Here is a 12,203-nt window from a genome sequence, read left to right on the forward strand (position 1 = left end):
GACAACCCCATCCCATGACACGCAAAACCGTTAGCCTGCATTCCTGCAACGCCGAGCTCGTCCAGACTGGCGTGCGCCCATCTTCCCGTCCTGTTTCCCTGTCCTTGCTGATGTCGGCACTCGTGCTGGCCGGCGCCGTCGCCGTGCCGGCGCCGGCCCAGGCCGCCGGCCAGGCAGGCAAGCCGGTGCCGGCGCCGGTCGTCACCGGCCTGCCCGATTTCTCCGACCTGATCGACAAGGCCGGCCCGGCCGTCGTGAATATCCGCACCACCGAGCGCGTGATGCGCGGCGGCGGCGGTGGCGCCGAAGACGAGATGCTGGAACTGTTCCGGCGCCACTTCGGCATGCAGATCCCGCGCGGTGGCCGCCGCGGCCCGCAGCAGCAGGAAGAGCAGGAAGTGCAGCGCGGCGTCGGCTCCGGCTTCCTGATCTCGGGCGACGGCTTCGTGCTGACCAACGCCCACGTGGTCGAGGGCGCCGACGAAGTCACCGTCACGCTGACCGACCGCCGCGAATTCAAGGCCAAGGTGCTGGGCGCCGACCGCCGTTCCGACGTCGCCGTGCTGAAGCTCGACGCCAGCGGCCTGCCTTACCTGCGCACCGGCGACTCGAGCAAGATCCGGGTCGGTGAATGGGTGGTGGCGATCGGCTCGCCGTTCAATCTCGACAATACCGTGACCGCCGGCATCATCTCGGCCAAGTCGCGCGACACCGGCGACTTCCTGCCACTGATCCAGAGCGACGTCGCGGTCAATCCCGGTAACTCGGGCGGTCCGCTGATCAATATGCGCGGCGAAGTGATCGGCATCAATTCGCAGATCGCGACCCTCTCCGGCGCCTACAACGGCATCTCGTTCGCGGTGCCGATCGACGAAGTGATGCGCGTGGCCGAACAGCTCAAGCAAAGCGGTCGCGTGACGCGCGGCCGCCTGGGCGTGCAGATCAGCGAAGTCACGCGCGACGTAGCCGAGTCGCTCGGCCTGGGCAAGGCGCGCGGCGCCGAAGTCTCGATGGTCGAGCCGGGCGGCCCGGCGGAGAAGGGCGGGATCAAGGTCGGCGACATCATCCTGCAATTCAACAAGCAGCCGATCGAGACCACCCGCGACCTGCCGCGCCTGGTCGGCGCATCGAAGGTCGGCAGCCGCGCCACCGTCACCGTGTGGCGACGCGGATCCCAGGTCGAGCTGCCGGTCACCATCGTCGAGCTGCAGGATGAAAAGACCGCGCCGGGCGGCCGGCCGGCGCCGAAGAAGCCGGCGCCAGGTGCGGCGCCGAACGCGCTCGGCCTGCACGTGGCCGACGTGCCGGCTGCGGAGCGGCGCGAGCTGGGCATCGAGAGCGGGGTGATGGTCGAGAATGCGCAGGGCGTGGCGGCCACCGCCGGCATCCGTCCGGGCGACCTGGTGCTACAATGGAATAACACGCCGGTCACCAGCGCCCAGCAGTTCAACGCACTGCTGGCCAAGCACGACAAGACCAAACCGGTGGCGCTGCTGGTGCAGCGCGAGGGCACCACGCAATACCTGACCCTCAAGCCGCGCCAGTGAATGCGCAGCCAGGATCGCAGGCATTGATGCCTGCGATCCCGTTCACCCTGTATTCGCGCAGCTGGTGCCACCTGTGCGAAGACATGCTGGCCGCGTTGCGATCGCTGGAAACGCCGGCGCGGCCGTTCGCCATCAGCGTGCTCGACGTGGATGCCGACCCGGCGCTCGTGGCGCGCTTCGACGAGCTGGTGCCGGTGCTGTACGGCGACCCGGCCGGCCCCGAGCTATGCCATTACTTCCTGGATGCGGACGCTGTGCAACGCTACCTGGCCGCGTACGGCGCCGGCTAGCTCACGCCGCCATCAATTCCTGCGCCGCGCCTATGTCCTCCGCCTTGCCCAGCAGGCGCTCCATGAACGCGCGCCGCGATGCGCTGCGCGCACTAGCCCAGAACGGTTCAAGCCAGGCCTGCGGCGCGCCGTCGAGGTCGATGCGCACCGCGTACGGCCGTCCCAGCATCTGCGTGTGCACCCAGGTGGCGAAGCACTCGGCGAAATCGTCGTAGGGATTGGTGGCGCCGTACAGGCTGGGATACCCGCTCAACTCGAGCCCCGCATAAGCTGTCACCAGTGCCGCGCTGGGCAGCTTGTTGGCGCCATAAAAGTCGACCGCACCGCGCAATGCGAAGTCGCACCCCGCGTGCGGCACGAAGCGCCCGGCCGCATCCGCCGTCCAGCCCAGGTCGAGGAAGGGGAAGGCGCGCGCCGGCGCCGCTTCCCACCAGCGCGGCAGGAAGTCGCCGCCGGCGCTGAGCACGTGCCCGAATTCGTGCAGTAGCAAAAATTGCAGTGCTCCGGCGCGGGTGTCGTCGGGAGCCGTCGCGATCGCGGTATCGAGCGTGAAGCCGCCGTCGGCATGAAACGGCAGGTTGTCCTTCCAGCTGGCCCAGGCATTCGCGCCGCATTCGGCCATCAGCCCGGCGTCGAGCAGCACGATGCAGCCCAGCAGGCTGTTGTCGCCCGCGTCGAGCACGATGTCGGTGATGCCGCACGAACCCAGGCCGCGCCCGATGCAGATCCCGAGCAGGCGCGGCGCCACCAGCGCGCGCACGCGCTCGGGCATCCCGGCCAGTGCCTCCTCGAGGTCGGTGCGCAGGGCGGCGTCGACCGGCAGCGCTTCCGGAACCGCATCCACGCCGGTGGCGAGGTTCACCTGGTGCACGAAGTCGCGCACGGCCGGCGGCAGCGGCAACAGGCGCTGGTGCAGGGGAAGCTGGAGCAGTTCGGTCCAGGCGAGCGGGGTGGTGGTCGAGATCATGGCGTCACGGGTGATGGCGCCGGTGGCGCCGATGGATTCTTAACGGCTGAGCTCGAGATTACTTGAAGGCAATTGCTTACGCCTGGGCGCAGAGCGTGCACCGCAGGGGCCGCCCCCCAGAAACCGGGCTTTCTAACCCGAAATCCGGTAAAATGCGGGGCTTGGCGCCGATCGCGCCCTGTTTTCGCGATCGAAGCCCGTTCCATGAGGCGCGTGCCTGAGAAGACTGTTCTTCCGGCGCTGCGCTTTTTTGCGCTTCACGTTCCGCCCGCGGGTGCTGTGCTGCGCCTGCCATCCTTTTTGGTTTTGATTTTTGTTAATGAAAAACATACGTAACTTCTCCATCATCGCCCACATCGACCACGGCAAATCGACCCTGGCCGACCGCATCATCCAGCTGTGCGGCGGGCTGTCGGAACGCGAAATGGATGCGCAGGTGCTCGACTCGATGGACCTGGAACGCGAGCGCGGCATCACCATCAAGGCCCAGACCGCGGCGCTGCAGTACAAGGCGCGCGACGGCGAGGTCTACAACCTGAACCTGATCGACACCCCCGGCCACGTCGACTTCAGCTATGAAGTCAGCCGTTCGCTGTCGGCCTGCGAAGGCGCGCTGCTGGTGGTCGACGCCTCGCAAGGCGTGGAAGCGCAGACGGTGGCCAACTGCTACACCGCGCTCGACCTGGGCGTGGAAGTGGTGCCGATCTTGAACAAGATCGACCTGCCGCACGCCGACCCGGACAACGCCAAGAAAGAAATCGAGGACGTGATCGGCATCGACGCGTCCGACGCCACCGTATGCTCGGCCAAGACCGGCCTGGGCGTGGAAGACGTGCTGGAAACCCTGATCGCCAAGGTGCCGCCGCCACAGGGCGACCCGGACGCGCCGCTGCAGGCGCTGATCGTCGACTCCTGGTACGACCCGTACGTGGGCGTGGTGATGCTGGTGCGCGTGGTCAATGGCACCCTGCGTCCGAAGGACAAGATCCTGCTGATGGCGACCGGCTCGGTGAACCTGGTGGAAAACATCGGCGTGTTCACCCCGCGTTCGGTGTCGCTGCCGCAACTGACCGCCGGCCAGGTGGGCTTCATCATCGCCGGCATCAAGGAACTGACCGCCGCCAAGGTGGGCGATACCGTGACCCTGGCGCCGAAGCCGGCCCCGGCGCCGCTGCCGGGCTTCAAGGAAGTCCAGCCGCAGGTGTTCGCCGGCCTGTTCCCGGTAGAAGCGAACCAGTACGACGCGCTGCGCGACTCGCTCGAAAAGCTGAAACTGAACGACGCCGCCCTGATGTACGAGCCGGAAGTGTCGCAGGCGCTGGGCTTCGGCTTCCGCTGCGGCTTCCTCGGCCTGCTGCACATGGAAATCGTGCAGGAGCGCCTGGAGCGCGAATTCGACATGGACCTGATCACCACGGCCCCGACCGTGGTGTACGAGGTCGAGATGCGCGACGGCTCCATCATCCGCGTCGACAATCCGTCCAAGATGCCGGAACCGTCGAAGATCAACGAAGTGCGCGAGCCGATTGTCGACGTCAATCTATACATGCCGCAGGAATATGTCGGCGCAGTGATGACGCTGTGTAACGGCAAGCGCGGCATCCAGATGGACATGGCCTACCACGGCCGCCAGGTCAAGCTGCACTACGAAATCCCGATGGCCGAGATCGTGCTCGACTTCTTCGACCGCCTGAAGTCGACCTCGCGCGGCTATGCCTCGATGGACTACGAGTTCAAGGAAAACCGCGCCGCCGACGTGGTGAAAGTCGACATGCTGATCAACAGCGAAAAAGTCGATGCGCTGGCCATCATCGTGCACCGCGCCAACGCGCCGTACCGCGGCCGCCAGGTGGCGGCCAAGATGCGCGAGCTGATCCCGCGCCAGATGTTCGACGTCGCGATCCAGGCCGCCATCGGCGCCACCATCATTTCGCGCGAGAACGTCAAGGCGCTGCGCAAGAACGTGCTGGCCAAGTGCTATGGCGGCGACATCTCGCGCAAGAAGAAACTGTTGGAAAAGCAGAAAGCTGGTAAGAAACGCATGAAGCAGGTCGGTTCGGTGGAGATTCCGCAGGAAGCCTTCCTCGCCATTCTCCAGGTGGAAGAAAAATAATGAATCTGCAGCCGATCCTGAGCAATTTCGCCTTGATCCTGTTCGTGGCGATGGTGATCACGGGCGTGATCTGGTGCCTCGATACCTTTGTCCTGTCCAAGGCGCGCCGGCGCGCCGCCGACGCCGCGCTGCGCGAGTACGATGCGCGCAACGCCAAGCTGGCCGCCGACGGCATCAAGCTCGACAGCAACAACAACCGCGCCGCGATCGAGCAGGCCCACCTGCGCCAGCCGACCTGGGTCGAGTACTCGGGCAGCTTCTTCCCGGTGATCGCGCTGGTGTTTATCCTGCGCTCGTTCCTGTGGGAGCCGTTCAAGATCCCGTCGTCGTCGATGGTGCCGACCCTGCTGGTGGGCGACTTTATCCTGGTGAACAAGTACACCTATGGTATCCGGCTGCCGATCATCAACCAGAAGGTGATTGCGGTGAACGATCCCCAGCGCGGCGACGTGATGGTGTTCAAGTACCCGAAGGACATGAACCAGGATTACATCAAGCGCGTCATTGGCGTGCCCGGTGATAAAATCAGCTACGCCGACAAGCGCCTGACGGTCAACGGCAAGGCGGTCGAATACACCGCGCTGGACGATTACCTGGACGACCAGCATCCGGAATACCACAAGCAGTTCGTCGAAAATCTGCCGAACGGGACGGGCGTGACCCAGCACCGCATCCTGAACACCGATGGCCGCCGTAGTATCGACATGGGCGCGGTCGACGAGTTCCCGCTGCGCGAAGCCTGCGACTACACGCTCGACCGCTTCACCTGTACCGTCCCGGAAGGCCATTACTTCATGATGGGCGACAACCGCGACAACAGTGCCGACAGCCGCTACTGGGGCTTCGTCCCGGACCGCAACATCGTCGGCAAGGCCTTCGTGGTGTGGATGAACTTCGGCAAGTTCGACCGCATCGGCGGCATCAAGTAAGCATCACCCCAGTACGTCCGGCAACGACAGCGAGCGAAAGGCGCCCATGGACCGCAAGCAGTGGAGCAAACCGCAGCAGCAGCGCGGCATCTCGATTACCGGACTGATCGTGGCGCTGGCCGTGCTCGGCGTGGTCGGCATCTTCGCGCTGCGCCTGATCCCGGCCTACGTCGAGTACAACGCGATCAAGAAAGCGATCGGCCAGGCCAAGCAAGCCGGCGGCACGGTGCGCGACATGCAGGCCGCGTTCGACCGCAACGCCGACATCAACAACGTCGAGGCGATCACCGGGCGCGACCTGGTGATCACGCGCGACGGGGAGCAGCCTGAAATCAGCTTCTCCTATGAAAAACGCCTGCCGCTGGCCGGCAACGTCAGCCTGCTGATCGACTTCGCCGGCACCACCGACCCGAGCGGCACGGTGGCCACGGCGGACGACACCCAGGCGGCGCGCTGAACCGGCGCAACGTCACCACATCCAGAACCACGCGGCGGGTACATCCTGTCGCCATGAAACATCGACAATGAATCTTCAGTTATTGCAAACGCGCTTGGGGTATACGTTCCGGGATATCGGGCTGCTGCAACAAGCCCTGACCCATCGTAGCCATAGCAGTCTGCATAACGAGCGCCTGGAATTCCTGGGCGACTCGATCCTGAACTGCGTCGTGGCCTCGATCCTGTACGAACGCTTCGCCGCGCTCGACGAAGGCGACCTGTCGCGCCTGCGCGCCAACCTGGTCAAGCAGCAGACGCTGTTCGAGATCGCCCAGAAACTCAACCTGTCGCAATTCCTGCGCCTGGGCGAGGGCGAACTGAAGTCGGGCGGGTTCCGCCGCCCGTCGATCCTGGCCGACACCCTGGAAGCGCTGCTCGGCGCGATCTTCCTGGACAGCGGCTTCGACAGCGCGCGCGACGCCATCCGCGCCTTCTACATTCCGCTGCTGGATTCGGTCGACCCGGGCACGCTGGGCAAGGACGCCAAGACCCTGCTGCAAGAATTTTTGCAGGCCAAGCGCATCCCGCTGCCGACCTATAACGTGATCGCCACCCACGGCGCGGCACATAGCCAGGAATTCGAGGTCGAATGCCTGGTGCCGAAGCTGAACGTGCAGGTGTTCGGCCGCGGCGGCAGCCGCCGCGCCGCCGAGCAGGCCGCCGCGCAGCTGGCGCTGGCGGCGGCCCAGCAAGCCCTGACCCGCGCCCCGGGCGCGCGCAAGGGCAAGCCGCGCGCCGCCCAGCTCAAGCTGGCCGGCATCGGCACCAACCAGTCCGACGCGGATGCCGGCCAGGCCGACGCCCCTGCGCAATCGAAATAACCAGGAACACCATCGCATGAGCACTACCCCAGAAAACTTCCGCTGCGGCTATATCGCCATCGTCGGCCGTCCCAACGTCGGCAAGTCGACCCTGATGAACGTGCTGATCGGCGCCAAGGTGTCGATCACCTCGCGCAAGGCCCAGACCACGCGCCACCGCATCACCGGCGTCCAGACCCGCGATGACGCCCAGTTCATCTACGTCGACACGCCGGGCTTCCAGACCCGCCACGCGAATGCGCTGAACAAGACGCTGAACAAGACCGTCTCCAACACCCTGACGTCGTCGGACGTGATCCTGTTCCTGGTCGAGGCCGGCACCTTCGGCGCCGCCGACGAGCAGGTGCTGAACCTGTTGCCGAAGAACGTGCCGGTGGTGCTGGTCATCAATAAAGCGGACCGTGTGAAGGACAAGGCGGTGTTGATGCCGTTCGCCCAGAAGATCGCCGCCATGCGCGACTTCACCGCCATCGTGCCGGTGTCGGCCAAGCTGCGCTTCCAGGTCGACGCGCTGGAAAACGAGATCAAGCGCCACCTGCCGGAAAACGAGCCGGTGTTCGGCCCGGACGACATCACCGACCGCAGCGAGAAATTCCTGGCGGCCGAGATCGTGCGCGAAAAAGTGTTCCGCCTGCTGGGCGACGAATTGCCGTACACCAGCACCGTCCTGATCGAGCAGTTCGAGCAGGAAGGCAATCTGCGCCGCATCTTCGCCGCCATCCTGGTCGAGCGCGACACGCATAAATCGATGATCATCGGTAACAAGGGTGCGCGCCTGAAAGAGATCTCGACCCAGTCCCGCCTGGACATGGAAAAGCTGTACGGCGGCCCGGTGTACCTGGAGATATGGGTCAAGGTCAAATCGGGCTGGGCCGACAACGAAGCGGGCCTGCGCGCCTACGGCTACGAGTAAATCCTACCCCCACAGGAGCCTGTCCCCACGCGCATGCCCAGCCACGACGACTTCCTCGACGATAGCCCGGCGCTGGGCGCGCCGGCCGCGGCGCCTTCGGCCAGTGGCGCAGCGGCCAAGCGGCCGCGCGCCCCGGCGCGCGACGGCGGCCGGGTCAACGGCCAGCCCGGCTTCGTGCTGCACAGCTATCCCTACAAAGAAACCAGCCTGATCGTCGACATGTTTACGCGCGACCATGGCCGGATTGGGCTGGTGGCCAAGGGCGCCAAGCGTCCGCTGTCCAAGCTGCGCGGGGTGCTGCAAACCTTCCAGCCTCTATCCGTGTCGTGGAGCGGCAAGTCCGAGCTGCGCACCCTGATCGACGCCGAATGGGTCGGCGGCATGCTGCCGCTGGAGCGCACCGCGCTGCTGTGCGGCTTTTACCTGAACGAATTGCTGGTCAAGCTGCTGGCGCGCGACGACCGCCATCCGGCCCTGTTCGACCATTACGTCTCGACCCTGAACCAGCTGGCCCACGGCGAACCGGCGCAAATCGTCTTGCGAAAATTCGAAAGAGCCCTACTTAAGGAAACAGGCGTCGCTGCCGACCTGAGCCGCTGCACGACGACCCGCAGCCGCGTCGAGCCGGGCCTCGACTACGTGGTCGATCCGGAAAAGGGCGCACGCGAGGCAGGGCAGGCCGAAGTCTGGCCTGTGGTGTCGGGCAAGACCCTGCTCGACATGGAGCGCGAGGAGTATGACGACCCGGCTACCCAGGCGCAGAGCAAGCAGCTGATGCGCTTTTTGCTGGCGCACCATTTGAACGGGCAACCATTGAACACGCGCCAGATCCTGATCGATTTGATGCAACTGTAAGAACGTAAGAAGAAAGTTAAAGGGCGAACATGAGCTTCCTGCAACCCGCTGGCCAGGTGATCGACCTGGGCGTGAACATCGACCACGTTGCCACCGTGCGCAATGCGCGCGGCACCACCTACCCGGATCCGCTGCGCGCCGCGCTGCTGGCCGAGCAGGCCGGCGCCGACCTGATCACGCTGCACCTGCGCGAAGACCGCCGCCACATCAAGGACGCCGACGTGCTGGCGCTGCGCCCGCTGCTGAATACGCGCATGAACCTGGAAGCGGCGGTGACGCGCGAGATGATCGACTTCGCTTGCCAGGTGAAGCCGCAGGACGTGTGCCTGGTGCCCGAGCGGCGCGAAGAAGTCACCACCGAAGGCGGACTGGACGTGGTGCGCTACTACAGCGAAGTCGAAGCGGCCGTGAAGCAGTTGAAGGGCGAGGGCATCCGCGTCTCGCTGTTCATCGACGCCGACGCGCGCCAGATCGAAGCCGCGGCCGCGGTCGGCGCCACCGTGATCGAGCTGCACACCGGACGCTATGCCGAAGCCGAGGGCGAGCAAGTGGCGCGCGAACTGGAACGCATCAAGCTCGGCGTGTTCGAGGGCGCGAAACGCGGCCTGCGCGTCAACGCCGGCCACGGCCTGCACTACACCAACGTGCAGCCGGTGGCGGCGATCGCCGACATCCACGAACTGAACATCGGCCACGCGATCGTCGGCCATGCGCTGTTCGTCGGCTGGGAAAACGCGGTGCGCGAGATGAAGGCGATCATGGTCGCGGCACGCCTGGGTGTATCGTATGGCCAGCAACACGGCGCGGGTGCGTGAGATGATCTACGGCATCGGCACCGACATCGTCCAGATCTCGCGTGTCGAGGCTGCCCTCGCACGCAGCGGCCCGCGCTTCGCCGAGAAGATCCTGGGCCCGCAAGAACTGGCCAAATACCACGCCCGCAGCGCCAAGAACGCAACGCGCGGCCTGCGCTTCCTGGCCACCCGCTTTTCGGCCAAGGAAGCATTCTCCAAAGCCATCGGCATGGGCATGCGCATGCCCATGACCTGGCGCTCGGCGCAGATGCTGAATGACCCGAGCGGCAAGCCGGTCATCGTCTGCAGCGGCGCGCTCGAGGAATTCATGCGCAGCAACCGGCTGACCGCCCAGGTCACCATCAGCGACGAGGCCGACTACGGCGTCGCCTTTGTGATCGTGACCCAGGCGCCTGCCGCATCTCCAGCGTCATCAACGGAAGAGTAATGTCCGAAGCAAAACCAGATGGAACCCAGGGCGGCGTTGACCTCACGCCGGAACTGGCGGCGCGCCTGGGGCGCGAGCGCCTGAGCGACGCGCGCGAGCAGGCGCGTGCCGAGGCCAACCGCGACCTCAGCCCCGAGGTCAAGGCCGACACCCGCGCCCAAGTGCTGCAGGTGGTCAATCGCCTGCCGCCGCTGCCCGGGGTGTACCGCTATTTCGACGGCGCCGACAATGTGCTTTACGTCGGCAAGGCGCGCAACCTCAAGAATCGCGTGTCGAGCTATTTCCAGAAGAACCTGTCGAGCCCGCGCATCGCGATGATGGTGTCGCAGATCGCGCGCCTCGAGACGACGGTGGTCAGCAGCGAGGCCGAAGCGCTGATCCTGGAAAACAACCTGATCAAGTCGCTCAAGCCGCGCTACAACATCCTGTTCCGCGACGACAAGAGCTACCCCTACATCAAGATCACCGGCGGCAAGGCGCCGCGCCTGGCCTATTACCGCGGCGCGCTGGACAAGAAGAACCAGTACTTCGGACCTTTCCCCAGCGCCTGGGCGGCCAAGGAATCGATCCAGCTGCTGCAGCGCGTGTTCATGCTGCGCACCTGCGAAGACAGCGTGTATTCGAACCGCACCCGGCCCTGCCTGCTGCACCAGATCGGCCGCTGCAGCGCGCCCTGCGTCGACCTGATCACGCCCGATGAGTACGCACTCGACGTCGAGAACGCGGCGCGCTTCCTGCGCGGGCGCCAGAGCGAAGTGATGGCCGACCTCGAGCGCAAGATGCAGGACTACGCGATGGACCTGAAGTTCGAGCAGGCCGCCGCCGTGCGCAACCAGATCCAGGCGCTGTCGAAAGTGCTGCACGCCCAGAGCATGGAAACCACGGGCGACGCCGACGTCGACGTGATCGCGGTGATCGTGCAGGGCGGGCGCGCCTGCGTCAACCTGGCGATGGTGAGGGGCGGACGGCACCTGGGCGACCGCGCCTATTTCCCGAGCCACGTTGGCGACGCGCTGGGCGAAAGCCCGATCGAGGTCGAGGTGCTGAGCGCCTTCCTGGCCCAGCACTATGCGGGCCAGTTCATCCCCGGCACCCTGATCATGAACGTCGAGTTCGACCAGCCGGAGCTGATCCTGGCCCTGGCCGAGCAGTGCGGCCACCGCATCAACCTGGTGCTGCAGCCGGGCGGCCAGCGCCGCCAGTGGCTCGAGATGGCGTGCAAGGGCGCCGAGATCGCGCTGGCGCGGCTGCTGTCCGAGCAGGGCTCGCAGCAGCTGCGCACGCGCGCACTGGCCGAGGTGCTGCAGCTCGACAGCGAAGAGCTCGATACGCTGCGCATCGAGTGCTTCGACATCAGCCACACGGCGGGCGAAGCGACCCAAGCTTCGTGCGTGGTATTCCACCACCACCAGATGCAGAACGGGGAATATCGCCGCTTCAACATCAACGGCATCACCCCGGGCGACGATTACGCCGCCATGCGCCAGGTGCTGACGCGGCGCTACGAAAAGGTGGCGGCCGCAGCCGAGGCGGGCGAGGGCGTCATGCCCGACATCGTGCTGGTCGACGGCGGCAAGGGCCAGGTGGAAATGGCGCGCCAGGTGTTCACCGAGCTGGGGCTGGATATCTCGATGATCGTCGGCGTGGCCAAGGGGGAGGGCCGCCGCGTGGGCCTGGAAACCCTGATCTTCGCCGACGGCCGTCCGGCCCAGGAACTGGGCAAGGAATCGGCGGCGCTGATGCTGGTGGCCATGATCCGCGACGAAGCACACCGCTTCGCCATCACCGGCATGCGCGCCAAGCGCGCCAAGGCGCGCCAGGCCTCGCGCCTGGAAGAGATCGAAGGCATCGGCGCCAAGCGCCGCCAGCGCCTGCTGGCGCGCTTCGGCGGCCTGCGCGGCGTGGTCGACGCCAGTGTGGAAGACCTGATGACGGTGGAGGGCATTTCCAGCGCTCTGGCTGAAGAGATTTATCGCCAGTTGCACTAGTAGATACCGTCTCGGCCGTCAAGCCCTACATCGCAAATTT

Annotated in this window: 12 protein-coding genes; 11 read left to right on the plus strand and 1 reads right to left on the minus strand. The window is 65.7% G+C overall.

Annotated features, from left to right (window positions below):
• Nucleotides 1-110 precede the first annotated feature (110 nt).
• Nucleotides 111-1,547, plus strand: coding sequence for a Do family serine endopeptidase (locus QPK27_RS15835; protein WP_290419212.1), 1,437 nt, complete (start codon nt 111-113; stop codon nt 1,545-1,547).
• Nucleotides 1,548-1,573: 26 nt separating this feature from the next.
• Nucleotides 1,574-1,837 carry a glutaredoxin family protein gene (locus QPK27_RS15840; protein ID WP_290419213.1) on the plus strand — a complete coding sequence of 88 codons (264 nt, stop codon included), beginning with the start codon at nt 1,574-1,576 and terminating at the stop codon, nt 1,835-1,837.
• Between the two features lies 1 nt (nt 1,838).
• Here QPK27_RS15840 and QPK27_RS15845 read toward each other — a convergent pair whose 3' ends face one another.
• Nucleotides 1,839-2,804, minus strand: coding sequence for a hypothetical protein (locus tag QPK27_RS15845; RefSeq protein ID WP_290419214.1), 966 nt, complete (start codon nt 2,802-2,804; stop codon nt 1,839-1,841).
• 319 nt (nt 2,805-3,123) lie between these two features.
• Here QPK27_RS15845 and lepA point away from each other — a divergent pair, with 319 nt between their 5' ends.
• The 9 genes from lepA to uvrC all read left to right on the plus strand — a co-directional run bounded on the left by lepA (nt 3,124) and on the right by uvrC (nt 12,163).
• Nucleotides 3,124-4,917, plus strand: coding sequence for a translation elongation factor 4 (gene lepA, locus QPK27_RS15850; protein ID WP_290419215.1), 1,794 nt, complete (start codon nt 3,124-3,126; stop codon nt 4,915-4,917).
• Nucleotides 4,917-5,846, plus strand: coding sequence for a signal peptidase I (lepB, locus tag QPK27_RS15855; RefSeq protein WP_290419216.1), 930 nt, complete (start codon nt 4,917-4,919; stop codon nt 5,844-5,846). The genes lepA and lepB overlap by 1 nt, the downstream gene beginning before the upstream one ends.
• A gap of 46 nt (nt 5,847-5,892) precedes the next feature.
• Nucleotides 5,893-6,303, plus strand: coding sequence for a DUF4845 domain-containing protein (locus QPK27_RS15860; RefSeq protein ID WP_290419217.1), 411 nt, complete (start codon nt 5,893-5,895; stop codon nt 6,301-6,303).
• A gap of 67 nt (nt 6,304-6,370) precedes the next feature.
• Nucleotides 6,371-7,165: a ribonuclease III gene (gene rnc / locus QPK27_RS15865; RefSeq protein ID WP_374047075.1), complete on the plus strand. Its 795-nt coding sequence runs from the start codon at nt 6,371-6,373 to the stop codon at nt 7,163-7,165.
• A gap of 16 nt (nt 7,166-7,181) precedes the next feature.
• The gene (gene era / locus QPK27_RS15870) at nt 7,182-8,078 is read left to right on the plus strand and encodes a GTPase Era (RefSeq protein ID WP_290419219.1); all 897 of its coding nucleotides are present in this window, start codon (nt 7,182-7,184) and stop codon (nt 8,076-8,078) included.
• Between the two features lie 33 nt (nt 8,079-8,111).
• Nucleotides 8,112-8,933, plus strand: a complete 822-nt coding sequence (gene recO / locus QPK27_RS15875) for a DNA repair protein RecO (protein ID WP_290419220.1) — start codon at nt 8,112-8,114, stop codon at nt 8,931-8,933.
• 29 nt (nt 8,934-8,962) lie between these two features.
• Complete coding sequence (gene pdxJ / locus QPK27_RS15880; RefSeq protein WP_290419221.1) at nt 8,963-9,748, plus strand: pyridoxine 5'-phosphate synthase; 786 nt, start codon at nt 8,963-8,965, stop codon at nt 9,746-9,748.
• A gap of 1 nt (nt 9,749) precedes the next feature.
• Entirely contained in the window at nt 9,750-10,175 is a 426-nt protein-coding gene (gene acpS, locus QPK27_RS15885; protein WP_290419226.1) for a holo-ACP synthase, read from the plus strand.
• Nucleotides 10,175-12,163: an excinuclease ABC subunit UvrC gene (gene uvrC, locus QPK27_RS15890; protein WP_290419222.1), complete on the plus strand. Its 1,989-nt coding sequence runs from the start codon at nt 10,175-10,177 to the stop codon at nt 12,161-12,163. Before acpS ends, uvrC begins: the two co-directional genes overlap by 1 nt.
• Nucleotides 12,164-12,203: the final 40 nt, after the last annotated feature.

Origin of the sequence: Massilia sp. YIM B02443 (assembly GCF_030411955.1) — a bacterium.
Lineage (GTDB): Bacteria > Pseudomonadota > Gammaproteobacteria > Burkholderiales > Burkholderiaceae_D > Telluria.

Excerpts from the sequence above, each read along its gene's own strand:
- QPK27_RS15835 (WP_290419212.1), top strand. The coding sequence starts at position 111 with ATGTCGGCACTCGTGCTGGCCGGCGCCGTCGCCGTGCCGGCGCCGGCC.
- acpS (WP_290419226.1), top strand. The coding sequence starts at position 9,750 with ATGATCTACGGCATCGGCACCGACATCGTCCAGATCTCGCGTGTCGAG.
- uvrC (WP_290419222.1), top strand. The coding sequence starts at position 10,175 with ATGTCCGAAGCAAAACCAGATGGAACCCAGGGCGGCGTTGACCTCACG.
- QPK27_RS15840 (WP_290419213.1), top strand. The coding sequence starts at position 1,574 with ATGCCTGCGATCCCGTTCACCCTGTATTCGCGCAGCTGGTGCCACCTG.
- QPK27_RS15860 (WP_290419217.1), top strand. The coding sequence starts at position 5,893 with ATGGACCGCAAGCAGTGGAGCAAACCGCAGCAGCAGCGCGGCATCTCG.
- lepB (WP_290419216.1), top strand. The coding sequence starts at position 4,917 with ATGAATCTGCAGCCGATCCTGAGCAATTTCGCCTTGATCCTGTTCGTG.
- recO (WP_290419220.1), top strand. The coding sequence starts at position 8,112 with ATGCCCAGCCACGACGACTTCCTCGACGATAGCCCGGCGCTGGGCGCG.
- era (WP_290419219.1), top strand. The coding sequence starts at position 7,182 with ATGAGCACTACCCCAGAAAACTTCCGCTGCGGCTATATCGCCATCGTC.
- QPK27_RS15845 (WP_290419214.1), bottom strand. The coding sequence starts at position 2,804 with ATGATCTCGACCACCACCCCGCTCGCCTGGACCGAACTGCTCCAGCTT.
- rnc (WP_374047075.1), top strand. The coding sequence starts at position 6,371 with ATGAATCTTCAGTTATTGCAAACGCGCTTGGGGTATACGTTCCGGGAT.
- pdxJ (WP_290419221.1), top strand. The coding sequence starts at position 8,963 with ATGAGCTTCCTGCAACCCGCTGGCCAGGTGATCGACCTGGGCGTGAAC.
- lepA (WP_290419215.1), top strand. The coding sequence starts at position 3,124 with ATGAAAAACATACGTAACTTCTCCATCATCGCCCACATCGACCACGGC.